Raw genomic sequence first — 25,810 nt, 5'->3', positions numbered from 1 at the left:
GGTGACAGGCGGTCCAGGGATGGAGATTGTGTCATGTCCACGACCACAGCCGCCCCTGCGGCACCCGCCGTCAAGCTGCCGGATCTGCGCGCCCTGATCGGTGTGGGCGCGGTTCTCTTGGGCACCCTGACCTCGCTTCTGAACTCCCGCCTGACCGATATCGGGCTCGCGGACATCCGCGGCGCACTTGGCGTCGGCATGGACGAGGCCAGTTGGCTGACCACCGCCTATGTCGTGGCCGAGGTCGCGGCGATCCCCTCGGCAGTCTGGCTGCGCTCGATCCTGTCGCCGGCGCGCGGCGTGCTGATCGGCTCGCTGATCTTCACCGTTGCCTCGTTCCTTGCCCCCTTCAGCCCGAACCTGCAGGTGCTGATCGCCTTCCAGGCCATTCGCGGCCTCAGCGCCGGGATCCTGATGCCGATGGCCTATGCCGTGGTCATGCGCCACATGCCGCAGCCGCTGAGGCTCTATGCGCTGTCCTTCTATGCGCTGGTCTCGTCGCTGACCCCGGCGCTCGCGGCCAGTATCGAAGGCTGGATCATGGTTCATTTCAGTTGGGAATACCTGTTCTGGATCAACGTCATTCCGGGCAGCCTGACGCTGCTGGCTGGGGCCTATGGACTGGCCAACGATCCGATCAAGTTCCTGCGCTTCCGCCGCCATGACGGGTTCGGGCTTCTGGCCCTGTCGCTGGGTCTGGCCGCGCTGGTCACGGTGCTCGATCAGGGCAACCTGCTGGACTGGCTGGGTTCGGGGCTGATCAACGGGCTGCTGGCCTCGGCCGCCTTCCTTCTGGTGATCTATCTGGTCCATGCCCTGCGCCACCGCGACCCGGTGGTCAGCCCGCGGCTTCTGGCCCGCGACAATATCGGGCTGAGCCTTCTCGTGATGTTCGTCATGCGCATCGGGCTGATGAGTTCGGCCTACCTGATCCCGCAATACCTGATCCGCGTTCAGGGGTTCCGGGCGCTGGAAAGCGGCACGGTGTTCTGGGTCTCGGCCCTGCCGCAGCTGGTGCTGACGCCCTTTGTCGCCTGGCTGGTCTATCGCCTCGATCCGCGCAATCTGGTGGCTTTTGGGCTTCTGGTCTTCGCCGCCGGCACCTTGATGCTGACCGACCTGACGCATCTGTGGGCGGGCGAGCAGTTGCTGCCGGCGCTTCTGGTGCAATCGCTCGCGGCGCCCTTCATCGCCGTGCCGCTGATGGTGCTGATGACCGAAGAGATCACCATCCGCGAGATCCCCTGGATCGCCTCGCTGGTCCATATCACCCGCACCGTGGCCTCGGCGGCCGGTCTGGCACTGGTTGCGACTTTCACCCGCAAGCAGGAGCAGCTGCATTCCGCCCTGCTGGGTCTGCATGTCGAAAGCGGGTCGGCGCTGGTGCAGGGGCGTATAGATGCGAGTGCCGCCACGCTCGAGGCGCAGGCCATCGATCCGGCGCTGGCTGCCGATCGGGCGACGGCAATGCTGGCCGGGACGGTTCAGCGCGAGGCCTTCGTGCTGGCCTATGCCGACATGTTCCTGCTGCTGGGTATCGCGCTGGCGCTGACGGCACTGCTGACGCTGTTCATGTACCGCCCGAAACTGCCGGGCAAGTTCCTGTAAGACAGACGGCCCGCCCCGATCCGGGGCGGGCCATTGCAGGTCTATTCGGTGCGGTCGTAGGAGAACTGGATCCCCGCCGTGCCGCCGGTCTGGATGAACAGGTCCATGAAGGCGGGCACCGTCTCGGCCCGGCTCCAGTCGCGCTGCAGCTCGCAGAACAGCTGCGGCACGCTGATCATCTTGCCGCCCGCCTGTTCGATCCGGCGCAGCCCGGCCTCATGCGCGGCCGACGAGGTGCCGCCGACGGCATCGATCGGCACATAGACCTCGTAGCCTTCGCTGAGCGCATCGAGCGCCGGGAAGGTCAGGCAGGCCTCGGTCCAGAGCGCGGTCATGATCAGCTTCTTGCGGCCCGCATCCTTGACCGCCTGCCGGAATTCCACATCCTCCCAGGAATTGATCGTGGTGCGGTCGATCGTCGGCACGCCGCCAAGCGCCTTGCGGATCTGTGGGATCGGCGGCTTGTTCAGGCCGGTCTTCACGTTCACGGTCGAATGGACGATCGGCAGACCATAGACCACCGCCGCCCGCGCGCAGCCGACGATATTGTTGATCAAAAGCTGTCGGTCCATCGAGGCGATCGAGTTCACCTGGACGGGCTGGTAATCGATGATGACGAAGGTGGCGTTCTGCGGCGTCAGAAGCGCGTCGGCTTTCGGATCGCGGATCGGTTCACTGGTCATGAAATGCTCCTTGTCGGGTCTGGATGTCAGGCCAGAGCGAACAATTTTCGCTCATCTGTCAGCCTGAAACCTCCAGTCGATAAGGTCAACCCAAGGCGATACGGCCTGCCGGTCCTTCACCTGCAGTTGATTGTTGAAGTCTCGGCCTGGCCCTGCCGGGGCGACCCGGCGTCATGCCCGCGCCGTCTCGACCAGCCGTGCCACCGCCTCGCGCACCGTCGGCAGCAAGCGCGCACCGCCCTCGCCGACATAATCCGCCAGCTGCCGCCGCATATGCGGGTCCCAGTAATCGCTGAGATGGCCGGCGATGGCCTTGGCCGGATCGCCCGGCTGGCTGTCGAAGAAGGTGGCGATCTGGTTGGCCATCATGACCATCTTTTCAGGCGACATCGGCGACCTCGTGCGACAGGCGGTGCGGGTTGGAAAACAGGTCGAAGCCCTCGGCGCGGGCATAGGCGGCAAGGGTAAGGCCGGCGCCGGCAGCCAGTCGCAGAGCATGGGCCGTGGGCGCTGAAACCGCGATCAGCGTGCCGCAGCGCGCCATGGCGGTCTTCTGCACCATCTCGACCGAGACTCGGCTGGTCAGCACGATGGCGCCGGTGCCGGCATCGATGCCCTGGCGCGCCAATGCGCCGATCAGCTTGTCCAGTGCGTTGTGGCGGCCGACATCCTCGCGGGCCAAAACGATCCCCTGACCGGGCAGCAGGAAGCCCGCCGCGTGCACCGCGCGGGTGCGGTCATGCAGCGGCTGCCAGTCACGCAGCGCGGCGGTCGCGGCCGTCACCTCATCAACGCTGAACTGCGCGCCGACATCCGAACAATCGGGCAGCTCGCGCACCGCCTGATCGAGGCTTTCGATGCCGCACAGCCCGCAGCCGACCGGCCCGGCCATGGTCCGGCGCCGCGCCGCCAGTTGTAACCCGCGATCCCCTTCCAGCCACATCTGCACCTCGACGCCCTTGTCATGGGCCACAAGGTCGATCTTGCTGATCTGGTCGGCGCTCTCGACGATGCCTTCGGTCAGAGTGAAGCCGGTGGCGAAATCCTCGAGATCGGCGGGGCTGGCCATCATCACGGCATGGGCGCTGCCGTCATAGACCATCGAGATGGCGGTCTCTTCGGGCAGGGCATGAACCATCTGCGCGTGGCGACCCGCGCGGAAATGCGTGGCGAAGGAGGTCGTGGCGGCGGCGGGGATCATGGTCATTCCGCCGCCGGCAGGATGCGGCGCGAGCGCTCGGCCTGCTCGTTATAGCGTTCCTGCCATTCCGAAGGCCCGTTCGAGGGGCTGATCTGCACCGCCGTCACCTTGTATTCCGGGCAATTGGTCGCCCAGTCCGAGAAATCGGTGGTGATGACATTGGCCTGCGTCGTCGGGTGGTGGAAGGTGGTATAGACCACACCCGGGCTGACCCGGTCGGTCAGGGTGGCGCGCAGGGTGGTCTCACCCGCCCGGCTGGCCAACCGTACCCAGTCACCCTCCTTCACGCCGCGTACCTCGGCATCATGGGGATGGATCTCCAGCAGATCCTCGGGATGCCATGCCACGTTATCCGTGCGCCGCGTCTGCGCACCGACATTGTAATGCGACAGGATCCGCCCGGTGGTCAGCAACAGCGGGAAGCGCGGGCCGGTGCGTTCATCGGTGGCGACATATTCGGTGACCATGAACCGGCCCTTGCCCGAGACGAAGCCATCGACATGCATCAGCGGCGTGCCGTCGGGCACTGCCTCGTTGCAGGGCCATTGCACCGACCCCTTTTCCTCGAGCATTTCGTAATTCACCCCGGCAAAGCTGGGCGTGGTCGCCGCGATCTCGTCCATGATCTGGCTTGGATGGGTGTAATGCCAGTCCGCGCCCATGGCATTCGCCAGAAGCTGCGTCACCTCCCAGTCCTCGTAGCCATTGAGCGGTGCCATCACCTTGCGCACGCGATTGATGCGGCGCTCGGCATTGGTGAAGGTGCCATCCTTCTCGAGGAAAGAGGAACCCGGCAGGAAGACATGGGCGTAGTTTGCCGTCTCGTTCAGGAACAGGTCATGGACGATGACACAGTCCATGGCCGCAAGCCCCGCCGCGACGTGATGGGTGTCGGGGTCCGATTGCAGGATGTCTTCGCCCTGGCAGTAGAGACCCTTGAACCGGCCCTCGACTGCCGCATCCAGCATATTGGGGATGCGCAGGCCGGGCTCGGGATCGATCTCGACGCCCCAGGCCTTCTCGAAGATCGCCCGCACATCGGGCAGCTTCACATGGCGATAGCCCGGCAGTTCATGCGGGAAGGACCCCATGTCGCACGAGCCCTGAACATTGTTCTGGCCGCGCAGCGGGTTCACCCCCACGCCGGGGCGGCCGATATTGCCAGTCAGCATGGCAAGGTTGGCGATGCCCATGACCGTGGTCGAGCCCTGACTGTGCTCGGTCACGCCAAGCCCGTAATAGATCGAGCCGTTGCCGCCGGTGGCATAGAGCCGCGCTGCGGCGCGCAGATCGGCCGCCGGCACGCCGGTCAGAAGCTGGGTCGCTTCGGGGCTGTGGCGCGGGTCGCTGATGAACTCGGCATAGAACTGGAATTCGTCCCAGTCACAGCGGGTGCGGATGAAATCCTCGTTGAAGAGGCCCTCGGTCACGATCACATGGGCAATGGCCGAGACCACGGCGACATTGGTGCCGGGGCGCAGCGGCAGGTGATACTGCGCCTCGATATGGGCCGAGCGGACGATATCGGTGCGGCGCGGGTCGATGACGATCAGCTTGGCACCCTCGCGCAGCCGCTTTTTCAGCCGGCTGGCAAAGACCGGATGACCGTCGGTCGGATTGGCGCCGATCACGACGACCACATCGGTTTCCTCGACGCTGTCGAAATCCTGCGTCCCGGCCGAGGTGCCATAGGTCTTGCCGAGGCCGTAGCCGGTGGGCGAATGGCAGACGCGGGCGCAGGTATCGGTATTGTTGTTCTTGAAGACCGCGCGGGTCAGCTTCTGCACCAGATAGGTTTCCTCATTGGTGCAGCGCGAGGAGGTGATGACGCCGACCGACTGGCGGCCATATTGCTCCTGCAGCCCCTTCATCCGGTTGGCGGCAAAGCTCAGCGCCTCGTCCCAGCTGACCTCGCGCCAAGGCTGGTCGATGGTCTCGCGGATCATCGGCTTCAGGATGCGGTCCTTGTGCGCCGCATAGCCATAGGCAAAGCGGCCCTTGACGCAGCTATGTCCGCGATTGGCCTTGCCATGCTTGTAAGGCACCATGCGCACCAGCTGATCGCCGTTCAGCTCTGCCTTGAACGAACAGCCGACCCCGCAATAGGCGCAGGTGGTGATGATCGAGCGGGTGGGCGTGCCCATGGTGATGACCGATTTCTCCTGCAGGGTCGCGGTCGGGCAGGCCTGCACGCAGGCGCCACAGCTAACGCAATCCGAGCTGAGGAAATCATCCCCGACCGCCCCGGCCTTGACCCGGCTGTCAAAGCCCCTTCCCTCGATGGTCAGGGCGAATGTGCCCTGCACCTCTTCACAGGCCCGAACGCAACGCGAGCAGACGATGCATTTCGAGGAATCGAAGCTGAAATAGGGGTTGCTGTTATCCTTGGGGGTATAAAGCGGGTTGGCCTCGCCTGTGGGCATCCTGAGACGCGCCTCGGACTGGCTTCGCGCGCCGGTTCCCGAGGGGTCGAAATGGTTCTCGCCCGGCGTATAGCGCACATCGCGCAGACCCACCTGACCGGCGGCGTCCTGCAATTCGCAATCGCCATTGGCCGAGCAGGTCAGGCAGTCCAGCGGGTGGTCGCTGATATAGAGCTCCATCACCCCGCGACGGATCTTGCGGACCTTCTCGGACTGGGTATGGACCACCATGCCCTCGCTGACCGGCGTGGTGCAGGAGGCCGGCAGCCCGCGCCGCCCCTCGATCTCGACCACGCAGAGCCGACAGGAGCCGAAGGCTTCCAGGTTGTCGCTGGCGCACAGCTTCGGAACCTCGATCCCGGCCTCGAAGGCGGCGCGCATGACCGAGGTGCCCTCGGCCACGGTGACGGGAAAGCCGTCGATCAGCAGGGTGACGGGCGCACCGGTGCGCGCGGGGGTGCCCATGTCGCGATCATCGCCGGGGGCGAATTGGGGGATGATGAAATCCTTCATTCGGCGGCTTCCTTCTGGCAGACGAAGTCATCGGGGAATTGCGTCAGCGCCGACATGACCGGGAAGGGGGTGAAGCCCCCCAAGGCGCAAAGCGAGCCGTCCTTCATTGTCTCGCAAAGATCGGTCAAGAGGTCGGCAGCACCGGGATCGCCGGCGGCGATGCGGTCGATGGTCTCGACGCCGCGCACCGCGCCGATGCGGCAGGGGGTGCATTTGCCGCAGCTTTCCACGGCGCAGAACTCCATGGCGAAGCGGGCCATCTGCAGCATGTCGGCACTGTCGTCAAAGACCACCAGCCCGGCATGGCCGATCAGTCCGCCGTTCTTGTCAAATTCTTCATAGCCCACGGGCGTGTCGAACTTGCTGACCGGCATATAGGCCCCCAGCGGCCCGCCGACCTGCACCGCCTTGACCGGACGTCCGGTTGCGGTGCCGCCTCCGATGCCGTTTACCACCTCGCCAAGCGTCAGCCCGAAGGCGGTTTCATATAGCCCGCCATGTTTCACGTTCCCGGCGATCTGCAGCGTCACCGTGCCGCGCGAGCGGCCGAGGCCGAAATCGGCATAATGCTGCGCGCCCTTCTCGAAGATGACCGGCACGGTCGCGAGGCTGATGACGTTGTTGACGACCGTGGGCCTGCCCAGAAACCCCTCCAGCGCCGGCAGTGGCGGCTTGGCGCGGACCACGCCGCGCTTGCCCTCGAGGCTGTTCAGAAGGCTGGTTTCCTCGCCGCAGACATAGGCCCCGGCACCCTGCCGGATCTCCATGTCGAAGGCCCGGCCCGAACCGAGCACATCCGCGCCCAGCACCCCGCGCTGGCGGGCGATCTTCACCGCCGCCCGCATCACCCGGATGGCATCGGGATATTCGCTGCGCAGATAGACATAGCCGCGGGTCGCGCCCACGCCGAGACCGGCGATGGCCATGCCCTCGATCAGGGTGAAGGGGTCGCCCTCCATGATCATCCGGTCGGCAAAGGTGCCGCTGTCGCCCTCGTCGGCATTGCAGACGATGTATTTCTGATCGGCATCGGCCTCGGCCACGGTCTTCCACTTGATGCCGGTCGGGAACCCCGCCCCGCCGCGCCCGCGCAGCCCGCTGTCGGCAACCTCCTGCACGATTTCTGCCGAGCTCATGGCAATGGCACGGGTCAGACCCGCCAGCCCGCCATGGGCCGCGTAGTCATCCAGGTCCAGCGGATCGATCACCCCGCAGCGGGCAAAGGTCAGCCGGGTCTGGTTGGCGAAGAAGGGGATCTCCTCGACCGGGCCAAGGCTCTGCGCGCTACCGTCAAGGATCGCCGGCACATCGGCGGGCGTCACCGGGCCATAGCCCATCCGGCCATCGCCCCGGTCGATCTCGACCAGCGGCTCCAGCCAGATCATGCCGCGCGTGCCGTTGCGGATGATCTGGGCGTCGAGGCCCCGCGCCGCGATCTCGCGCGCCAGCGCCTTGGCCACCTCGTCGGCACCAAGCGCCGTGGCGGCGCTGTCCATCGGAACATAGATCTTCATGCCCGGACCTCCGCCAGCAGCTTGCCCATGCGATCCTCGTCCAGCCGCCCGACCACGCGGCCATCCAGCATCGCCGCCGGGGCGCAGGCGCAGAGGCCAAGGCAATAGATCGGCTCGACCGTCACCGCGCCATCGGCGGTGGTCCCATGCCAGTCGACCCCCAGCTTCTTCAGCGTCGCGGCAGCCAGCGCGTTGCCACCCATCGACTGGCAGGCCTCGGCCCGGCAGATCTTCAGCACATGCCGCCCGGTCGGGTGATCGCGGAAATCGTGGTAGAAGCTGATGACGCCATGCACCTCGGCCCGGCCAAGGTTCAGGAGATCGGCCAGCACCGGCACGGCGCCCTCGGGGATCAGCCCATAGGTGTCCTGCAAGGCGTGCAGCATCGGCAGCAGCGGACCCTCGAGCCCGGCGAGCGGCGTCACGACCTCGCGGATCTCCTCGGTGGATGGGGCTTGCGCTCGATCAAGCATAGCTGGCCTTTCATCGAATTGGATGGGGCAGCTAAGCCGTTAGTCGCACGCCAAATCAATATCGATGATCCGTTAATCGATAGGCATCAACTATCGTCCGAGACCCTGACCAGCCGCCTTGTCTCGGTCAGCAGCGCCTTGATCGCCGGCGGTTCCGGGTCGCGCCACGGGGCGATCAGGCCGACGGCGTGATTGGGCGTCGCGCCCTCCAAGGCGATCAGTTTCAAGGGTTTTCCCTCGGTCAGGAACGCGGCGATGCCCTCGGGCAGAATGGTCAGCGCATTCTCGGCAAGGACCTGCGAGACCATGACGATGGTCGAATTCGCCTCGACCGCCACCCGGGGCACGATACCGGCCTCGGCAAAGGCGCGATTGATGATCCGGCGGTTCTGCATGTCGGCGGTCAAGAGGCATAGGGGCTGCCCGTCCAGCGCCGACCAGGGCAGCGAATCGGCCTTGGCAAAGGGATGATCCTCGCGGGCGATGATCATGTACCGCTCGTTGTAGAGCCTGACCGACGTCACCTTTCCCAGGGGTTCGTTGTCCAGGTAGGAGATCCCGGCATCCACCTCGAGCCCGTCCAGCATTTGCAGGATCTCGATCGAGGTCCGCGACAGGAAGGTGAATTCCACATGGGGATGCGCCTTGCGGAAATGCGCCGAGACGCGGGCGGCCCAGGGCAGAGCGGTCGGGATCACGGCGATGCGCAAACGGCCGGCCAGACCGTGCCGCGCCACCCGCATTTCCTCGCGCAGCTGCCGGGCATCGCCGACGATGCGACGCGCCCAGAGCAGCGCCTTCTCGCCCTCGGGCGTGAGCCCGCCATAGCGCGAGCCGCGCAGGATCAACAGAACGCCCAGCTGCCCCTCAAGCTGCTTGATCCCGGCGGACAGCGAGGGCTGGGTGATCCCGAGGCTTTGCGCCGCGCGGCCGAAATGGCCTTCCTTGGCGACGGCAAGGAACATTTCCAGCTTGTCGATCACGCGAATCCTCCGGCGCGGCTTCCCCGGTCATGCTGTGGCGAAGGCGCGGGCCGATGCAACACACGAGATGCCGCTCCGCGCTCTAGCGTACCACGTCGCCCATCCGTTCCAGCCCCTCGCGGTCCAGCACGCGGATCTTGCCCTTGCCAAGCCCTATCAGGCCCTCGTCCTGCAGCTTCGCCAGCTTGCGGTTGATGGCCTGACGCGAGCAGCCGATCATCCCGGCCAGCTGCGCCTGGCTGATCTCGACATCGGGACGGTTGGGGCTGCTCAGCTGACCCAGGTAGATGCAGAGCCGCTGATCCAGCGTGTAGAACTGGTTGATGATCAGCAGCCGGTTGTCGCGCATCAGCCGTTCATACATGGTCGACAGGATGTTGCGGAAGAACTGCACCGAGCCGATGCGCTCGATGATCTGGGCGGTCGGGCAGAACAGAAGCGTGGTGTTCGGTAGCGTGGTGCAGCTTGCCGCGCAGGGATTGTCGGTCAGCGCCTCGACCTCGCCCAGAACCTCGCCGGCCCCGGCGATATAGATCAGCGAGCTGTTCCCGTCCTCATCGCAATGGCTGACCTCGACCCGGCCATGCGCGACGAGAAACAGCCCCGCCGCCGGCACGCCTTGGGTCAGGATCTCGACCGGCGCGCTGTGGCAGCGGACGAGGCACTGGTCGATAAAACTGGTTCTGGTCTCGTCGGGCAGGTTGGCCAGGATATTCGCGCGCAGGAGATTGGGGAAGGCCGTGCTGTTCCTCACGGATCGGCCCCTGGCAGCAAGGTCGGTCGGCAGGCGGCCTGATCGGGATCGAGGCAGCAAGAGCGGATCTGGTCGATGGCAGGGCCGTAGATTGTCGTCCAAGTTTCGATATCCTGATTGAAATCCGGTGGCATGGCATGGGTGAAGGCATAGCTGCGGGCCAGCGCGTCGGCCCCGGTCGGGACGGTCTGACCCGTCATCACCCGGGTCAGCGCGCCGCAGGTCTGATCGGTGCCGATGCGGTGACACGAGAGGCAGGTGTTGTCCGCGAGATCAAAGGTCCGCGTCGGCCATGCGTCGAAGCCGAATTCCGGACCGACATGGAAATAGGGGCCGAAGGGCGCAGCCGGCAGTTCCGAGATGACCTGCCCGACGAAGGGCGAATACATGAAAGGGTCGTTGTCATGGCAATTGCCACAGCCATCCGTGGCCACGTCCTCCGGCGCCTTCCAGAAACCGTCATCCTGTCCCGCCGTGGGCGAGCGCACCGTCCGGCCCGACACCGGTTGCCCATCACTGCCCGAAGCCTGGAACCAGCAGGTCGCCCCTGTCGCTGGGTTGTGGGCGATCACATCGATGTCGTCAAAGTCCAGACTGTCCGCCGCGCGGATGACCTTCTGACGGCACATGACCGAAACCATCATGCGGTCGGTCGAAAGGTTCAGGATGCGGGAATGCGGCACGCATTGGCCATCGGAACCCGTGCCATTGTCCAGAAGCGAGGGCCGGTCGCAGGTCATGCCCGGCACCGGAGTTCGCACCTCCTGCCCGTCCTGTGTGACCGGCACCGGCACGCCATCGGCGCAGGAAAAATCGGGCAGATCGCCGATGGCTTCCCGGCATTGTTGGGCATAGGCCTGATGGCTGGTCTGGGCCGAGACACCGGCTGCGACCGTCAGCAGCGCCGCCGTTGCGAGAAGCAGCGCCCGGATCATGTCGCGTCGCCCCCTTGGGCCAGAACCGACAGCGCAACCTCTTTCAGCGCCTGCGCATACCGTACATAGCCGGAACAGCGGCAGATATGATCGCCGATGGCGCGGGCGATCGCCGCGTCCAGCTGGTCAACAGGAACAGGCCGGGCCGCCAGCCCCTCGAGGAACAGCTGGGCTGCCATCACGAAGCCCGGCGCGCAATAGCCGCATTGGAACGCGAAATGGCTGAGAAAGGCCTGCTGGATCGGCAGTAGTCCTTCTTTCGGCGTGACGCCTTCGATGGTGGTGATCTCGGCCCCCGCCAGCAGTGACAGCGGGGTCGAACAGCTGACGATCTGCGTGCCGGCGGGGTTCGGTGCCTTGGCCATGACCACGGTGCAGGCCCGGCAGACGCCGATGCCGCAGCCGAACTTGGTGCCGGTCAGGTTCAGGTCGTCATGCAGATAATCGATCAGCCGATCCGTGCCGCGCGTATCGGCGACCTCTTGCGGCTGGCCATTGACGGTGAAACGGATGCTCATGACGCCAACCCCTGCAGGATCTTCTGCGGCGTGATCGGCAGCGAGGCATAGCGTCGCCCGACCGCATCGAAGAGCGCGTTCGAAATCGCCGGCGCGACCGAACACATGACCGCCTCGGCAATGCCGCGCCCGGCCCGGCCATCGCCCGGCGTTTCCTTCAGGACCACCAGTTCCTGTGCCCGAAGGTCGGGTGCATAGCTGGTGGCCAGCGGCAGATCGGCCATGCGCGGCAAATGATAGCGGTTCAGGTTCCAGAGCCCGTTGGCCGGCCCCTCCATCCCCTCCGGCATGTCCTCCATCAGCGCATAACCAAGGGCCATGGCGATCCCGCCCTGCGATTGGCCCGAGACCAGTTCCGGCACATGGATGCGCCCGGCGTTCAGGACGCTCAGCACGTTCTGCAGCTCGACCCGGCCATTCGCGCGGTCGACCGTCAACCCGATCACGTTCAGGCAGGGCGCCCAGACATAGCGGGAATAGCGGGTGGTCAGGGCATCGGGGCCGATGGTGTTCTGGCGCGGGATCGGCTTGGGCGCCGCGCCCTCCGCGCCGTAACAGGCGAGACCGTCGAGGCGCAGGCGCAACCTGCCACCGGCTGTATCGAAATCGGCCTCGGCCCAGTCCGACTGGAAATAGGCATGACCCAAGGCACCGGTCGGCAGCGGCGTGTCGGTGCCAAGGCTGGCGTAGATGTCCTGCGCCAACTGCCGATGGCTCAGGGGCGGCATGAATCCCCTGATGTCGACCAGCAATCCGCCCACCCATGCCACGTCGCTCGACACCAGGTCGGGCAGCTGCCAGAGCCGCCGGGCTGCGGGCAGGATGCTGCCCTCGAACATGGCGCGCGCCGTTTCCTTGACGGTATGGACCTGATGCAGCCCGGTCAGGCAGGCCGATGACGAGCCGGTGCTTTTCGCCGTCCAGCGCGGATTGGCCCAACGCTGCTTTTCCGGATCATCTGTCGTCAATCCGGTCTGGCCGAAGAGGTCATAATCCGCCATCTCGATGCTGCTGGCATTGGTGCCCAGATACTCACCGATCGCCACGGCCAGCGTCGTGGCCGAGCCATTGCCCATGTCGACCGCATCGGACTGCACGCTGAAACTGCCATCCGGGGCCATCCTGACCGCCGCGACCATGCCATCGCCCGAGGTGCCATAGGCCTGCAGCGACAGGGCAAGGCCGGTGCCATAGCTAATGCCCCGCGCGGCGAACCCGGCCTTGATCGCGGCACGGTCGCGCCACAGCGGATGCGCCGCGGCAAGGTCCAGCATCTCGGCCAGCCGCAATTCCTGCGCGATCGGCCCGCCCGCGACCGTGGTGCTGGTTTCTGTCGCCAGATTGGCGCGGCGCAGCGCCACAGGGTCCCAGCCCTGCCCTGCCGCCAGATCATCCAGCGCGGTCTCGATTGCGAAATAGGCCTGCGGGCCGCCAAAGCCCCGCTGCGACCCGCCCGAGATGTTCTGGCTGTGCCGCGCCTCGGCAAAGATGTTCGCCATCGGCAGTTGATAGGCGCCGCCGGCGCAGAGCGCCGCCAGCGCCGCGCAATAGGGGCTGAGGTTCTTGCGCCCACCGCCGTCGAAGGCGAAATTCATCTCGACCAGTTTCAGAGACATGTCGGGCGCGGCGGTCAGCGCGCCCTTGACGATGGTGCCGTGGCGCTTCAACCCGGTGCGGAACTGCTCGAACCGGTCCAGCGCCAGACGGACCGGGTTGCCTTCGGCAAAGGGTGCCGCCAGCGCCAGCATCAGCGTGAAGGGTGAACTGTCGCGCCCGCCGAAGCCGCCGCCCGGGGAGCAGGGGGTCAGGTTGATCGCCTCGACCTTCACCGGGGAATCCGCCGAGCCGAACATCCCGGCAAGGTCGCGGACATCGCCATCGGGCGATTGCGTGCCAAGGACGATGTTCAGCGCCGCCGTCTCGGCGTCATACCAGACCAGCCCGGCTTCCGGTTCGAGGAACATCGGGTCCGTGGCCTGCATGTCGCAGGCGATGGGCTGGGTGATGTAATCGGGATGGGCCGCGATCTCGGCGGCGATCCTGCCCTGCCAGCCCGGCACCTCGGCCAGGTAATTCTCGGGATCGGCGCTGGCATAGCTGAACTGCTGGCCGTTCAGATCGTATTTCACATAGGTCGTCTGGGGCGGGAAAATCTCTCCCATATTCTCGGACCGGCTGACATCTGCGGCATAGGCCTGAAAGTCGCTATCGCGAAAGCGCATCTCGCGCTGCGCCGCGCGACAGGCGGCGGCACTGTCGAAGAGTAACAGCGCGACCGCCTGGCCGAGATAGTTCGGAGTCGCGCCCGGCTGCACGATCAGGTCAAACTCCTGCCCGGTCGGCCGGTCGAAGCCTTGCCGCTGCTTGCCGGTCTGCCCGGCCTGCTGCAGCTTCTCGTCGATGGCCAGATCGCGGCGGCGGACCAGTTTGGGCGAGCGCAGTGATTTCGACATGTCATCGCCATAGACGATGCGCCGGGGCTGAGCGGCCTTGGTCAGTCCCGACAGGTCCAGCCCCAGAAATGCGTGATCGGTGGTCAGCGCATAGAGATAGAGGGCGTGCCATTGCGCGGCAGGCCAGCCCGGCATGTCCCGCGCGGCATAGTCCCGGGCAAAGACCTTGTCGCCGCGCACCTTGGCAAGGCCGTCGATGCGCTGTGTGGCGGTGCCCGGTTTCCCCAGCGCGCCCGGGGGGAAAGTCATCGGCTGCGTGGAATGCGCGGACGCTGCGCGGGGAAGGCCCAGAACCGTAACGGCGATCAACCCGCTGGCGGATGCGATGAAACTGCGCCGGCTCAACCGGCCGTCAGCCGTTATGGCACCGGCCAAACCCGGCTTGGTCCGAGACGCGGACATCTGTTGGCTCCCGTCTTTGGCAGCGAAGCGGGCGGGACCGATAAATCGTCCGATACTCGAATTGAAACAGGTAGTTCACCTGCCATCAAAGACAAAAAGGTTAACAGCCGCAAGTAAAATATTCGGACCAGATCACAACCGGGAGCGGAGAAATCGAGGCCAGCGCAGGGCTTTTCCGGCCCCTTGCCAGCGTTCGCGGCGTTTCGTCGCGGATCGGGAGTGGTTCCAAAGCCTTTGGATTACAGAGGCGCAAGCACCAACGACCCGCGCCAAAGATGGCGCACGTGAGTTCCTGACTTGACGGAGGCTTCGGCCATCCCGGCGCGAAGTCATCCGCTCACAACGCCTTTCACCCGACACCATCAGGAGGGTTCCTGTCGATGCCGGGCGAAATCAGCGGATCTGTCCGGCCCGGGGGGACTCGGGCAAGACAGGTCTGCGCAGCGGACAAGCGGCAGCAGGGGAAGCCGCCTCCGAAAACCGCCCGTTCCGTCGACGGCCCGCCCGGTGCTGCCAAGCCAGCCGGAAGTATCGTCGAAAAGACCGGGCGGAAAAACCACCACATCCCGGCTGACAACGGGGCTGCACTGCCGCAGCACCGTCGGGTGCGGGGGGATTTTTGGACCTGGTCGGTCAACCCCAGTTAAGTCGATCCCGACCAGGTCCGAGCGTCATCATTGTCGGCCTTCACGCCCCCGCCAAGGAACGCGAAGGAAGATGTCTGAGGGAACATCTGCTGGTGGGCGAACGACAATGGCAACAACACCTTGAACAAAAACGGAAACGAGGTGAGAACGCGAAACCGTCACGATGCTTCCGAACCGGCACTAGCTACACCACCAACCTAGCCGATACACGCAGAGCGAATGTCGCCTGCACGACACTTGCGTTAAGAATATTAACCTTGAAGTAGTCGAAACGATCATCTGACTCATCTTTTAGGCACAGATTGTTCCCACCTCCGGCCCTGAGGTTCTGGCCAGTCCCCTTATTATCGCGCACAAACCTTGCCGGGCCGGGCCGAAATGCCCGGCAGGAGTTGAAGAGGAGACGACCATGGAGCTTGACCTGACCACCGCGCGCAGGATCGCCGACGATTGCCTGTCGATCGCCGCTGAGATGGGCCTGAAGCCGATCACCGTGGCGGTGATCGATGCGGCCGGCAATCTGAAGGTGCTGCTGCGGCAGGATGGCACCAGCACGCTGCGGCCCGAGATTGCGCAGGGCAAGGCCAAGGGGGCGGTGGCGCTGGGTCTCGGCTCGCGCACCATTTTCGAGCGCGCGAAGGACCAGCCCTATTTCATCCAGTCGATGAATGCGCTGGCGGGCGGCAAGCTGGTTCCGGTGCCGGGCGGCGTGCTGATCCGCCACGAGGGGCGGATCATCGGCGCCGTCGGCATCACCGGCGACAGTTCCGACAATGACGAGACCTGCGCCAAGCGCGCCATCGAGGCGGCCGGTCTGGTCGCGGATGGCGGCTGAGCCACCCGTTATTCGACAGCGATCCCCGGCGCGGCGGTCTCATCCAGCACCGCCATCGCCGCATCGACGCCGCCCGCCCGATGCGGCACCCCGGCCTTGCGCAGCCCGAGTTCCACCCCGGTCAGTGTCCCGATCAGCGTCAGGTCGTTGATGTCGCCCAGATGGCCGATGCGGAACACCTTGTCGGCGACCTTCGACAGGCCGTTGCCCAGCGAAATATCGTAATGCTTCAGCGCCGTGGCGCGGAAGGCATCGGCGCTGTGACCCTCGGGCATCATGACCGCCGTAAGCACACCGCTTTCCTGTCCCTGCCGCTGGCACAACACCTCCAGCCCCCACTGCCGCACGGCGGCGCGCGTCGCCGCGCCATGCCGCTGATGCCGGGCAAAGACGTTCTCCAGCCCCTCCTCGTGCAGAATGGCAATCGCCTCGTTCAGCCCGAACAGCAGGTTGGTCGCCGGCGTATAGGGGAAATAGCCAGTGGCATTGCTGGCCTTCATCTCGCGCCAGTCCCAATAGGATCGCCGCATCCCGCCCGCTTCCGAGACCGCCATCGCCTTTTCGCTGACTGCGTTGAAGGAAATCCCCGGTGGCAGCATCAGCCCCTTCTGCGATCCCGAGACCGCAACATCGACGCCCCAGTCGTCAAAGCGGAAATCGATCGAGGCGAGGCCCGAGATCGTGTCGACCATCAGCAGCGCCGAATGACCTGCCGCATCGATGGCCTGCCGCACCTCGACCACGGGCGAGACCGAGCCGGTCGAGGTCTCGTTATGGACCACGCAGACCGCCTTGATCTCATGGTCCTTGTCCGCCCGCAGCCGCGCCTCGATGGCATCGGGATCGGCGCCTCCGCGCCAGTCGCCGGCGATGAATTCGGGGACAAGACCCAGCTTTTCGGCCATCTTCTTCCACATGGCGGCGAAATGCCCGGTCTCGTACATCAGCACCCGGTCGCCCTCGGACAGCGCATTGACCAGCGCGGCCTCCCACGCGCCGGTGCCCGAGGCAGGATAGATGATGACATCCTGACGGGTCTTGAAGACCTGCTTCATGCCGTCCAGCGCCTGCCGCCCGACGCCGGCGAAATCCGGGCCGCGATGGTCGATCACCTGCGCCGAGATGGCGCGCAGCACGCGGTCGGGAACCGGGCTGGGGCCGGGGATCTGCAGGAAATGGCGGCCGGCGCGCTGGGTCATCTTGTCCTCCCTCTGGGCCAGATGCCCAAGTTGCGTTTTTAATTTTGCATTATATATTCATTTCGACTAGTCCTGAGTCAACAGGCTTGTGACGAGAGACGTTGGACGAGGGGGCGGGATGCTGGATCAGGCTTTGCGGCAGGACTTCCGGGGCGAGATCCTGTTCGACCCCTTCTCGCGCGGGCGCTATTCCACCGATGCCTCGTTCTATCAGATCATGCCGCAGGGCGTGGCGATCCCGACCGGGCGCGAGGATGTCGAGATCGCGCTGGCCGCGGCGCGGGCGGCGGGCGTGCCGGTCACCGGCCGGGGCGGCGGCACCTCGCAATGCGGCCAGACGGTGAATTCCGGGCTGATCCTCGACAACTCGGTGCATTTCAACCGCATCCTCGAACTGGACCCCGAAAATCGCCGGGTGGTGGTCGAGCCGGGGATCGTGCTCGACGACCTGAACCGCGCGCTGAAACCCTATGGGCTGTGGTTCCCGGTCGATGTCTCCACCGCCTCGCGCGCCACCATCGGCGGCATGGTGGCCAACAATTCCTGCGGTGGCCGCTCGCTGCGCTATGGCACCATGCGCAACAACGTGCTGTCGATCGAGGCGATCATGGCCGATGGCACGGTGGCGACCTTCGGCCCGCTGGACCAGTCGGGCGGGCCGGGCGCCGAACTGGTGGACCCGCTGCTGGACCTTGGCCGCGAGAATGCCGCACTGATCGAGGACCGCATCCCGAAACTCACCCGCCGCGTCGGCGGCTATAACATCGACGCGCTGGTGCCGTCGAACCAGCCGATCAACCTGTCGCATCTCCTGGTCGGCAGCGAAGGCACGCTGGCCTATTTCACCAGGATCGAACTGCGGCTCTGGCCGCTGGTCGGCCAGCGTGTGCTGGGCGTCTGCCATTTCCCCAGCTTCTACCAGGCAATGGCGGCGACGCAGCATCTGGTGGCGCTTGACCCGCTGTCGGTGGAACTGGTCGATGCCACGATGATCGGCCTTTCGCGCCAGATCCCGCTGTTCCGCCCCACCATCGAACGTTTCGTGCAGGGCACCCCCGAGGCGCTGCTGCTGGTGGAGTTCGACGAGGGCGATGCGGGCGCCAATGCCGAAAAGCTGCGGCTGTTGGAGCAGTGCATGGGTGATCTGGGCTTTGACTGGCGGGGTCAGGGCAAGGGCTGGGGCGGTGTGGTGACGATCACCGACCAGCGGTTGCAAACCCAGATTGCCGAGGTGCGCAAATCCGGCCTCAACATCATGATGTCGATGAAGCAGGAGGGGAAACCCGTCTCTTTCGTCGAGGATTGCGCCGTCGCACTGCCCGACCTCGCCGACTACACCAGCGAGTTGACCGAGGTATTCCAGCGCCACGGCACCAAGGGTACCTGGTATGCCCATGCCTCGGTCGGCTGCCTGCATGTGCGCCCGGTCCTGAACCTCAAGCTGGACGCCGATGTCAAACGGATGCGCGCCATTGCCGAAGAGGCCTTTGCGCTGGTGGCGAAATACAAGGGCTCGCATTCGGGCGAGCATGGCGACGGCATCGTGCGCTCCGAATTCCATGAACGCATGTTCGGGTCCCAGATCACCAGCCTGTTCCGCGAGGTGAAGGACCGCTTCGATCCCGAGCGCCGGCTGAACCCCGGCAAGATCGTCGATGCCCCGAAGATGGACGATCGCAGCCTGTTCCGCTTTGCCCCGGATTACGCGGTTGCCCCGCTGGCAACCGCCTTCGACTGGTCGGCATGGCCCGGTCAGGGCGGCGGCTTTCAGGGCGCGGTCGAGATGTGCAACAACAACGGCGCCTGCCGCAAGCTGGCCGGCGGGACCATGTGCCCCTCTTACCGCGTGACCCGGGCCGAGCAGCATGTGACGCGCGGGCGCGCCAATACGCTCAGGCTCGCGATCTCGGGGCAGCTTGGCCCGGATGCACTGACCTCGGACGCAATGGCCGAGAGCCTGAAGCTCTGCGTGTCCTGCAAGGGATGCAAGCGCGAATGCCCGACCGGCGTGGACATGGCGAAGATGAAGATCGAGGTACTGGCGGCGCGGGTGAAAACGCGCGGTCTCAGCCTGCACGAGCGGCTGGTGGCCTTCCTGCCGGTCTATGCCCCCTATGCCGCGCGGCTCTCGGGTCTTCTGAACCTGCGCAACCGCATCCCGCTCATGGCGCGGCTGATGCAGGGTCCGACCGGCTTTTCGGCGCGGCGGCCCCTGCCCCAGTGGTCCGCGCGCCCGTTCCGCGATGACGAGTTGCCGGGGGCCGAGGGCGCCGATGTCGTCCTCTTCGCCGACCCCTTCAACCGCTGGTTCGAACCCGAGAACCTGCGCGCCGCTGCCCGGGTGCTGGAAGCCGCAGGTCGCCGCGTCACCGTGGCGCGCCCCGTGGATGGCGGCGGCCCACTGAATTGCGGCCGCACCTTCCTGTCGGTGGGTCTGGTCGACCGCGCCCGCGCCGAGGCCGCCCGGCTGATCGCGGCCCTGACACCGCATGTCGAGGCCGAGCGAACCATCATCGGGCTGGAACCGTCGAGCCTGCTGACCCTGCGTGATGAAATCCCGGCGCTGCTGCCGGGGCCGGAAACCGACCGCATCGCCGCTGCCGCCAAGATGTTCGAGGAATACCTGGCCGAGGAACACGAGGCCGGCCGGCTGAACCTGCCGCTGCGCCCGCCCGGCGCGCGCATCCTGCTGCACGGTCATTGCCACCAGAAGGCGATGGATGTCATGCCCGCCGTCCAGAAGGCATTGGCCCTGCTGCCGGAAACGGATATTCAGGTGATCGAGACAAGTTGTTGCGGCATGGCCGGGGCCTTTGGCTATGGCATCGAGACCGAGGAGATTTCGCGTCAGATGGGAGAGCTGAGCCTGTTTCCCGCCCTTCGCGCCGCCGCGCCGGAAACCATCGTCCTGGCCGATGGCACCTCGTGCCGTCACCAGATCGCCGATGGCACCGGGCGCCGCGCCATGCATGTCGCGCGCCTGTTCGAGCGGTCACTGGCGGAGACGGCGTTGGCATGAACCTGACCACCCGCACAGGAACCCCGCTGCGCCGCCGTTCGCTGCACGAGGAACTGACCGAGGCGCTGCGCGAGATGATCGTCTCGGGGCAGCTGCCGATGGGCCAGAAGGTGCCCGAAAAGGATCTGTGCGAGCTTTACGGCGTGTCGCGCACCCCGCTGCGCGAGGCGCTGAAGGTGCTGGCGACCGACGGGCTGGTGAACCTGGAGCCCAATCGCGGCGCCTGGGTCAGCGCCATCACGGTCGAGGATCTGGACGAGATGTTCCCGGTCATGGCCGCGCTGGAGGCGCTGGCGGGGGAACTGGCCTGCAAGCAGATCACCGATGATGAGGTCGAGGCGATCCGGGCGCTGCACAACCGGATGCTCGGGCATTACAAGGCGGGCGAACTGCCCGAGTATTTCGCGCTGAACCAGCAGATCCACGAGGCGATCCTTGCGGCGGCGCATAACGACACGCTGACCGTGCATTACCGCTCGCTGTCGACGCGGGTGCGGCGCGGGCGTTACATGGCGAACATGACCCGCGAACGGTGGGATCAGGCCATGGCCGAACATGAACTGATCCTTGACCGGCTGGCGGCGCGCGATGGCGCGGCGCTGTCGGTGATCCTGAAGGACCATCTGGAAAAGACCAGCGTCACCCTGCGGGAAAGCCTGCTGGGACAGCAGGGCGGCTGACCGCGGCTCAGCGCCCCGACCAGACCGGTTTGCGCTTGTCCAGAAAGGCCGCGACCCCTTCGCGGAAATCCGCGCTGCCATAGACGCGGGCGATGATGTCGCGGTCCTCCGGGGCACGGGCCGAGAGCCGGCCGAAGATCTCGCGGCAGGCCGCGATGGTCAGCGGCGCGGCCTCGCAGAGCCGTGCGATCTGGCGATCTGCCTCGGCCTGCAACTGGTCCGCTGCCACGCAGGCACTGGCAAAACCCAAGCCGTGAACCGTCTCGCCATCCAGAAATTCAGAGAGCAACAGCATCCGGCGCACCGGGCCATCACCGAAGGCGCGCGTGAGCCGGGCGATATTGGCAGCCGAGAGGCAGTTGCCGACGGTTCGCGCAATGGGCACGCCGAACTTCGCCGCAGGCGTCACGATCCGCAGGTCGCAGGCGGCGGCAATCGCCAGTCCGCCACCGACCGCCGCGCCGTCGATCACCGCCAGCGTCGGCGCCGGCAGCCGGGTCAGGGCCAGCATTGCGGCATCGATGCGATCTTCATAGGCGACACCGTCCGCGCCATCCTTGAACGCGATAAACTCGGAAATATCGGTCCCGGCAACAAACGCCCCGCCTGCGCCACGAAAGACGATGGCGCTGAGGTCGTCGCGTGCCGCAAGCTGATCGCAGATTTCCCCCAGCCGCGCATACATGGCGAAGGTCATTGCATTGCGCGCCGATGGCCGGTCAAAGGTCACATGGGCGACCGGTCCGTCGATCCGCAGCCTGACATCGCCGGGTTCAGACATCGGCGGCCTCGCGGCGGTTTTCCATGCCCAGCTCGCGCAGCAACTCGGCCCGGTGCTCGTCCAGCAGCGGCGGGTGGCGGCGGACCTGCTGCGGCGTGCCGCGCAGCTTTACCGGAAAGCCGATATTCTTCACCTCGCCCTCGACCGGGTGGCGAATGGGCATGACCATGCCGCGCGCCTCGGCCTGCTCGTTCCCCAGCGCCTCGGCGTAATCCATGATCGAGCCGGCAGGGATGCCCGCCGTCAGCAGGGCCTGAACCCAATGGTCCCGGCTTTGCGTGACCAGAACCTGCTCCAGCTCGGCGATCAGCGCCTCGCGGTTTGCCATGCGCAAGGCATTGGTTGCGTAATCGGGATGCTCGATCAGCTCGGGGCGCCCGATGGTCTCGCAGAGCCGGCGGTACAGCCGGTCATTATTCGCCCCCAGCACGAAATACCCGTCGCTGGCGCGCACCGCCTGATAGGGCGCAGCCATGCGGTTGGCGGTGCCGATCCGTTCGGGAATGTTCCCGGTGCCCCAGAAATCGCAGATGTCCCAGACCGCGAAGGACAACCCGGCCTCGTAAAGCGAGGCATCGATGAACTGGCCCTGCCCGCCCGCCTGCCGCCCTATATAGGCCGAGAGGATGCCGTAGACCGCGAAGAGCGAGCAGCCGATATCGGCCAGCGGCCCCCCCGACTTCGCCGGCGGGCCGTCGGGATGGCCGGTGATCGACATGATCCCCGAGGCCGCCTGTGCCATCAGGTCGAACCCCGGTCGCTGCGACCATGGCCCGGTCTGACCGAAGCCCGAGATGCTGGCATAGATGATGCCGGGATTGATCGCGCGGATCGTGTCGTAGTCGATGCCCAGCTTGGCCACCACGCCGGGGCGATAATTCTCGACGATCACATCCGCCGTCTTCGCGAGTTCCAGAAAGATCTCGCGGTCGTCAGTGGATTTCAGGTCCAGCGCGATGGACCGCTTGTTGCGGTTCATGTTGAGGAATCCAAGGCTGTCATCGCCCTTCAACCGGAAGCCCATGGCGCTGCGAGTCTGGTCGCCGGTCGGGGGTTCCACCTTGATCACATCGGCACCCAGATCACCCAGCAACATGCAGGCAAACGGGCCGGCCATCACCTGGCTCACGTCCAAGACGCGGATGCCCTTCAGCGGCAGGGGTCGTTCAGCATCGCTCATGGCCTCAGCCTCCATAGATCAGGTGAACCAGCAGCAGCGAGACGCCGGGCAGGTAGGTGCAGATCATCAACAGCGCCAGCAGGGCGAGGATGAAGGGCAGATTGACCTTGGTCGTCTCCCAGATATCCGAGCGGGCGATGGAACAGGCCGCGATCAGCACCGAGGCCACCGGCGGGGTCTGCTGGCCGATGGCGAGGTTCAGCGTCACCACCAGCCCGAAATGCACCGGGTCGATCCCGGCGGCCAACACCATCGGCATGACGATCGGCACCACCAGAATGATCGCCGCCGCCGAATGCAGGAACATGCCGAGGATCAGGAAAGCGACGTTCAGCATCAGCAGGATCAGATACTTGTTCTCGGTCACCCCGCCGATGGCCTGCGCCAGTTGCTGCGGCAGCTGCGCCTCGGTCAGGAAGCCGCCGATCAGGTAGCTAGAGGCCACCAGCAGCATCACCACCGCCGTCTGCACCCCGCTGTCGATCAGTGCCTTGTACAGCGCGCGGACATCGAACTCGCGATAGATCACGCCCGAGATGAAGAGCGCGGCGACCACCGCCAGCGCCGCGCCCTCGGTTGCCGTGACGATGCCGCCGAAGATGCCGCCGAGGATGATCACCGGCAGCATCAGCGCCCAGCCCGCCTCCTTGAAGCGCAGCCAGACATTCGAGATCTGAAACCGCTCCTCGACCGGGAAATTATGCCGCCGCGCCTGCACATAGGCGGCGACGGCAAGGCAGATGGCGCCGACGATCCCGGGACCGAAGCCGGCGATGAACATCTTGACCACCGATTGCTGCGCCATGACCGCATAGAGGATCATCGGGATCGAGGGCGGCAGGATGATCGCGAGGCTCGAGGCCGAGGAACAGATCGCCGCCGAGAATTCCTTGGAGTAGCCCTTCTTGCGCATCGCCGGGATCAGGATCGACCCCAGCGCGGCGACACCGGCGACAGCGGAACCTGAAATTTCGGCAAAGAACATCGAGGCGCCGATGACCACGAAGGACAGCCCACCCCGGACAAAGCCGACCAGCGCCGACGCGAGCGCGATCAGCCGCCGCGAGATGGACGAGGCGTTCATGATCGACCCGGCCAGCACGAAAAGCGGGATCGCCAGCAGCGGAAAGCTGGAGGCGCCGTCATACATGGTCAGCGCCAGGTTGGGCAGCATGTCGACGCCCTGCACCACGACGATGGCGGTGATCGCGACGATCCCCAGCGCCACCGCAATCGGGACGTTCAAAAGCGCCAGAACGAACATCCCCAGAAGCATGTATCCAATGGTCATCAGGCGTCTCCGCTTTGGCTGGCACGGCGATGGCTGGCCGAGGGCACGCTGGCATCATCCGATTCCAAGGGCGTGTTCGAGATGTCGCCAAGCGCCTCCTTGATCTCGTGATCGACGAAGCCCTGGCCCCGCGCGTCGCGCATCACCTCGGGCAGGCGCATGGCCTCGGCAATCATGAACAGCGCGGCACCGATGGGGATGATCGACTGCGTGAGCTGCACCGAGACCCTGGGTAGCGAGACCAGCGTCATGCCCTCGAGGATCACCAGCACCTGCAGCCCGGCATAGGCCACGAGGCCGAAGAACAGGAAGATGCAAGCCTCGGAGAAGATCGTGGCGGCGACGCGCCAGCGCACCGGCATGGCGTTCACGATGCCCGGAAAGCCAATATGCGCGCCCTTCAGCGCCGCCAGCGCCGAGCCGAAATAGGTCATCCAGACCAGCCCGACCGAGGCCACCTCGTCATACCAGCTGAGCGCCGATCCCATATAGCGATAGACCGTGCCCATCACGATCAGCAGGGTCATCGCCGCCACGATCAGGGCCGTGATGATCTCGAGCAGGGATTCGAATCCCCGCCGGAAGGTCAGCGTCGTCATGGATCTCTCCCGTGGTGGAAAGCGAGGGGTCCGCCGATGGGCGAACCCCGGCAGGCGTTACTGGCCGGGGGCCAGCGATTGCGCCTTGGCGATCATCTCGGCCGCGCCGGGAATGGCGGCCGCGAACTCGTCATAGATCGGCTTGCTGGCCTCGACGAAGGCGGCGGTATCGACCTCGTTCACCTCCATCCCCTCCTCGGTCAGCTTCTGCAGCAGGTCGGTATCCAGCCCCGCCGCGATCTCGTAGACGACATCCTGCATCTCGACGGCTGTGTCCTGCAGCACCTGCTGGACCTCGGGATCAAGCTTGTCCCAGGACCGGCCAGCCACGACATAGCCGGGCGTATAGACGTGGTTTGACTTCGACAGGTATTTCTGCACCTCGTAGAAGCGCGAGGGATAGATCTGGGCATAGGGGTTTTCCTGCCCGTCCATGACCCCGGTCTGCAGCGCCACGAAGACCTCGGAAAAGGACATCGGACTGGGGCTGGCACCATAGCTCTGGAACATTTTCACCCGCCATTCACCGCTCGGGACGCGCAGCTTGATGCCTTTCAGATCGCCGGGCGTGTTGATCGGATGGGCGTTGTTGGTGATCTGGCGAAAGCCGTTTTCCCAGACACCCAGAACGCGATAGCCGGCCTTCTCGGCCTCGGGGATCAGCGTCGGGGTGACGATCTCGTCGCGGATGCGGCCCATATGCTCGCGGTCATGAACCAGATAGGGCATCTCAAACAGGCCGAAGACCGGCACCATCGATGACATGATGGTCGAGGGCAGCGCCATGTCGATCGTGCCCAGCTTGATCTTCTGCAGCATCGACTTGTCGTCGCCCAGCTGGCTCGAGCCATAGACGACCACCTTGGCCTTGTCTCCGAGCTTCTCGTTGGCGCGCTTGGCGAATTCGGTCGCGCTTTGATCGAACAGCGATCCCGGCTCGCCAACATGGCCGAACTTGATCTCGGTCTGGGCTGCGGCCTGCGTCACCATCCCCGTTGCCGCCAACACTGCGGCGGCCAGCAATTGCTTGACCCTCATTGTTCTTCCTCCCTGATTTCTCGTCTTGTCAGTGCGGCTGCCCGCTGTTCTGGCCGCGTCACAGTCCGGCCAGAGGCCGCA

The 25,810-nt window shown here is 65.5% G+C and carries 21 protein-coding genes; 4 read left to right on the top strand and 17 right to left on the bottom strand.

Annotation, left to right across the window (positions count from 1 at the left end; translation table 11 throughout):
- The first annotated feature begins 33 nt into the window (after window positions 1-33).
- Window positions 34-1,608 (top strand): DHA2 family efflux MFS transporter permease subunit, encoded by a 1,575-nt coding sequence (locus Q1A36_RS13220; RefSeq protein WP_299844779.1) that lies wholly within the window; start codon window positions 34-36, stop codon window positions 1,606-1,608.
- A gap of 41 nt (window positions 1,609-1,649) precedes the next feature.
- Here the strand turns inward: Q1A36_RS13220 and Q1A36_RS13215 are convergent, their stop codons facing one another.
- The 11 genes from Q1A36_RS13215 to Q1A36_RS13165 all read right to left on the bottom strand — a co-directional run bounded on the left by Q1A36_RS13215 (window position 1,650) and on the right by Q1A36_RS13165 (window position 14,307).
- Entirely contained in the window at window positions 1,650-2,291 is a 642-nt protein-coding gene (locus tag Q1A36_RS13215; RefSeq protein WP_299844776.1) for a hydrolase, read from the bottom strand.
- A 171-nt stretch (window positions 2,292-2,462) separates the two neighbouring features.
- Window positions 2,463-2,681 carry a formate dehydrogenase subunit delta gene (locus tag Q1A36_RS13210; protein ID WP_299844773.1) on the bottom strand — a complete coding sequence of 73 codons (219 nt, stop codon included), beginning with the start codon at window positions 2,679-2,681 and terminating at the stop codon, window positions 2,463-2,465.
- Window positions 2,671-3,492: a formate dehydrogenase accessory sulfurtransferase FdhD gene (gene fdhD / locus Q1A36_RS13205; RefSeq protein ID WP_299845003.1), complete on the bottom strand. Its 822-nt coding sequence runs from the start codon at window positions 3,490-3,492 to the stop codon at window positions 2,671-2,673. The genes Q1A36_RS13210 and fdhD overlap by 11 nt, the downstream gene beginning before the upstream one ends.
- 2 nt (window positions 3,493-3,494) lie before the next feature.
- Window positions 3,495-6,428, bottom strand: coding sequence for a formate dehydrogenase subunit alpha (gene fdhF, locus Q1A36_RS13200; RefSeq protein WP_299844770.1), 2,934 nt, complete (start codon window positions 6,426-6,428; stop codon window positions 3,495-3,497).
- Window positions 6,425-7,942, bottom strand: a complete 1,518-nt coding sequence (locus tag Q1A36_RS13195) for an NADH-quinone oxidoreductase subunit NuoF (protein WP_299844767.1) — start codon at window positions 7,940-7,942, stop codon at window positions 6,425-6,427. Before Q1A36_RS13195 ends, fdhF begins: the two co-directional genes overlap by 4 nt.
- Window positions 7,939-8,415, bottom strand: a complete 477-nt coding sequence (locus tag Q1A36_RS13190; protein ID WP_299844764.1) for a formate dehydrogenase subunit gamma — start codon at window positions 8,413-8,415, stop codon at window positions 7,939-7,941. The genes Q1A36_RS13195 and Q1A36_RS13190 overlap by 4 nt, the downstream gene beginning before the upstream one ends.
- 86 nt (window positions 8,416-8,501) lie before the next feature.
- Window positions 8,502-9,398 (bottom strand): LysR family transcriptional regulator, encoded by an 897-nt coding sequence (locus Q1A36_RS13185; protein ID WP_299844761.1) that lies wholly within the window; start codon window positions 9,396-9,398, stop codon window positions 8,502-8,504.
- A gap of 82 nt (window positions 9,399-9,480) precedes the next feature.
- The gene (locus Q1A36_RS13180) at window positions 9,481-10,152 is read right to left on the bottom strand and encodes a Crp/Fnr family transcriptional regulator (RefSeq protein WP_299844758.1); all 672 of its coding nucleotides are present in this window, start codon (window positions 10,150-10,152) and stop codon (window positions 9,481-9,483) included.
- On the bottom strand, window positions 10,149-11,087 hold the full coding sequence (locus tag Q1A36_RS13175; RefSeq protein ID WP_299844755.1) for a hypothetical protein: 939 nt from the start codon (window positions 11,085-11,087) through the stop codon (window positions 10,149-10,151). The genes Q1A36_RS13180 and Q1A36_RS13175 overlap by 4 nt, the downstream gene beginning before the upstream one ends.
- Window positions 11,084-11,605 (bottom strand): (2Fe-2S)-binding protein, encoded by a 522-nt coding sequence (locus tag Q1A36_RS13170; RefSeq protein ID WP_299844752.1) that lies wholly within the window; start codon window positions 11,603-11,605, stop codon window positions 11,084-11,086. The genes Q1A36_RS13175 and Q1A36_RS13170 overlap by 4 nt, the downstream gene beginning before the upstream one ends.
- Window positions 11,602-14,307: a molybdopterin cofactor-binding domain-containing protein gene (locus Q1A36_RS13165; protein WP_299844749.1), complete on the bottom strand. Its 2,706-nt coding sequence runs from the start codon at window positions 14,305-14,307 to the stop codon at window positions 11,602-11,604. Before Q1A36_RS13165 ends, Q1A36_RS13170 begins: the two co-directional genes overlap by 4 nt.
- 1,209 nt (window positions 14,308-15,516) lie before the next feature.
- On the opposite strand from Q1A36_RS13165, the gene Q1A36_RS13160 reads away from it, so the two are divergent.
- Window positions 15,517-15,942, top strand: coding sequence for a heme-binding protein (locus tag Q1A36_RS13160; RefSeq protein WP_299844746.1), 426 nt, complete (start codon window positions 15,517-15,519; stop codon window positions 15,940-15,942).
- Between the two features lie 8 nt (window positions 15,943-15,950).
- On the opposite strand, the gene Q1A36_RS13155 is transcribed toward Q1A36_RS13160, so the two are convergent.
- Window positions 15,951-17,141: an aminotransferase class V-fold PLP-dependent enzyme gene (locus Q1A36_RS13155; RefSeq protein ID WP_299844743.1), complete on the bottom strand. Its 1,191-nt coding sequence runs from the start codon at window positions 17,139-17,141 to the stop codon at window positions 15,951-15,953.
- A gap of 118 nt (window positions 17,142-17,259) precedes the next feature.
- On the opposite strand from Q1A36_RS13155, the gene Q1A36_RS13150 reads away from it, so the two are divergent.
- Together Q1A36_RS13150 and Q1A36_RS13145 are read left to right on the top strand one after the other, a co-directional pair.
- A complete protein-coding gene (locus tag Q1A36_RS13150; protein WP_299844740.1) occupies window positions 17,260-20,160 on the top strand; it encodes an FAD-binding and (Fe-S)-binding domain-containing protein in 2,901 nt (966 codons plus the stop codon).
- The gene (locus Q1A36_RS13145) at window positions 20,157-20,840 is read left to right on the top strand and encodes a GntR family transcriptional regulator (protein WP_299844737.1); all 684 of its coding nucleotides are present in this window, start codon (window positions 20,157-20,159) and stop codon (window positions 20,838-20,840) included. The genes Q1A36_RS13150 and Q1A36_RS13145 overlap by 4 nt, the downstream gene beginning before the upstream one ends.
- A gap of 7 nt (window positions 20,841-20,847) precedes the next feature.
- Here the strand turns inward: Q1A36_RS13145 and Q1A36_RS13140 are convergent, their stop codons facing one another.
- The 5 genes from Q1A36_RS13140 to Q1A36_RS13120 are packed head-to-tail and all read right to left on the bottom strand — an operon-like array spanning window position 20,848 to window position 25,729.
- Window positions 20,848-21,621 carry an enoyl-CoA hydratase gene (locus tag Q1A36_RS13140; protein WP_299844734.1) on the bottom strand — a complete coding sequence of 258 codons (774 nt, stop codon included), beginning with the start codon at window positions 21,619-21,621 and terminating at the stop codon, window positions 20,848-20,850.
- Entirely contained in the window at window positions 21,614-22,801 is a 1,188-nt protein-coding gene (locus tag Q1A36_RS13135; RefSeq protein WP_299844731.1) for a CoA transferase, read from the bottom strand. The genes Q1A36_RS13140 and Q1A36_RS13135 overlap by 8 nt, the downstream gene beginning before the upstream one ends.
- A 4-nt stretch (window positions 22,802-22,805) precedes the next feature.
- Entirely contained in the window at window positions 22,806-24,092 is a 1,287-nt protein-coding gene (locus tag Q1A36_RS13130) for a TRAP transporter large permease (RefSeq protein WP_299844728.1), read from the bottom strand.
- Entirely contained in the window at window positions 24,092-24,691 is a 600-nt protein-coding gene (locus Q1A36_RS13125; protein ID WP_299844725.1) for a TRAP transporter small permease, read from the bottom strand. The genes Q1A36_RS13130 and Q1A36_RS13125 overlap by 1 nt, the downstream gene beginning before the upstream one ends.
- A 57-nt stretch (window positions 24,692-24,748) precedes the next feature.
- Entirely contained in the window at window positions 24,749-25,729 is a 981-nt protein-coding gene (locus tag Q1A36_RS13120; RefSeq protein ID WP_299844722.1) for a TRAP transporter substrate-binding protein, read from the bottom strand.
- Window positions 25,730-25,810 lie beyond the last annotated feature (81 nt).

The sequence above is a fragment of the uncultured Paracoccus sp. genome, assembly GCF_947487305.1.
Classification (GTDB): domain Bacteria; phylum Pseudomonadota; class Alphaproteobacteria; order Rhodobacterales; family Rhodobacteraceae; genus Paracoccus.
This window is presented reverse-complemented; position numbering and strand designations above follow the sequence as displayed.

Bases quoted from the DNA above. Each gene is read 5' to 3' on its own strand.
- Q1A36_RS13220 (WP_299844779.1), top strand. From the start codon at position 34: ATGTCCACGACCACAGCCGCCCCTGCGGCACCCGCCGTCAAGCTGCCG.
- Q1A36_RS13215 (WP_299844776.1), bottom strand. From the start codon at position 2,291: ATGACCAGTGAACCGATCCGCGATCCGAAAGCCGACGCGCTTCTGACG.
- Q1A36_RS13210 (WP_299844773.1), bottom strand. From the start codon at position 2,681: ATGTCGCCTGAAAAGATGGTCATGATGGCCAACCAGATCGCCACCTTC.
- fdhD (WP_299845003.1), bottom strand. From the start codon at position 3,492: ATGATCCCCGCCGCCGCCACGACCTCCTTCGCCACGCATTTCCGCGCG.
- fdhF (WP_299844770.1), bottom strand. From the start codon at position 6,428: ATGAAGGATTTCATCATCCCCCAATTCGCCCCCGGCGATGATCGCGAC.
- Q1A36_RS13195 (WP_299844767.1), bottom strand. From the start codon at position 7,942: ATGAAGATCTATGTTCCGATGGACAGCGCCGCCACGGCGCTTGGTGCC.
- Q1A36_RS13190 (WP_299844764.1), bottom strand. From the start codon at position 8,415: ATGCTTGATCGAGCGCAAGCCCCATCCACCGAGGAGATCCGCGAGGTC.
- Q1A36_RS13175 (WP_299844755.1), bottom strand. From the start codon at position 11,087: ATGATCCGGGCGCTGCTTCTCGCAACGGCGGCGCTGCTGACGGTCGCA.
- Q1A36_RS13170 (WP_299844752.1), bottom strand. From the start codon at position 11,605: ATGAGCATCCGTTTCACCGTCAATGGCCAGCCGCAAGAGGTCGCCGAT.
- Q1A36_RS13165 (WP_299844749.1), bottom strand. From the start codon at position 14,307: ATGACTTTCCCCCCGGGCGCGCTGGGGAAACCGGGCACCGCCACACAG.
- Q1A36_RS13160 (WP_299844746.1), top strand. From the start codon at position 15,517: ATGGAGCTTGACCTGACCACCGCGCGCAGGATCGCCGACGATTGCCTG.
- Q1A36_RS13155 (WP_299844743.1), bottom strand. From the start codon at position 17,141: ATGACCCAGCGCGCCGGCCGCCATTTCCTGCAGATCCCCGGCCCCAGC.
- Q1A36_RS13150 (WP_299844740.1), top strand. From the start codon at position 17,260: ATGCTGGATCAGGCTTTGCGGCAGGACTTCCGGGGCGAGATCCTGTTC.
- Q1A36_RS13145 (WP_299844737.1), top strand. From the start codon at position 20,157: ATGAACCTGACCACCCGCACAGGAACCCCGCTGCGCCGCCGTTCGCTG.
- Q1A36_RS13140 (WP_299844734.1), bottom strand. From the start codon at position 21,621: ATGTCTGAACCCGGCGATGTCAGGCTGCGGATCGACGGACCGGTCGCC.
- Q1A36_RS13135 (WP_299844731.1), bottom strand. From the start codon at position 22,801: ATGAGCGATGCTGAACGACCCCTGCCGCTGAAGGGCATCCGCGTCTTG.
- Q1A36_RS13130 (WP_299844728.1), bottom strand. From the start codon at position 24,092: ATGACCATTGGATACATGCTTCTGGGGATGTTCGTTCTGGCGCTTTTG.
- Q1A36_RS13125 (WP_299844725.1), bottom strand. From the start codon at position 24,691: ATGACGACGCTGACCTTCCGGCGGGGATTCGAATCCCTGCTCGAGATC.
- Q1A36_RS13120 (WP_299844722.1), bottom strand. From the start codon at position 25,729: ATGAGGGTCAAGCAATTGCTGGCCGCCGCAGTGTTGGCGGCAACGGGG.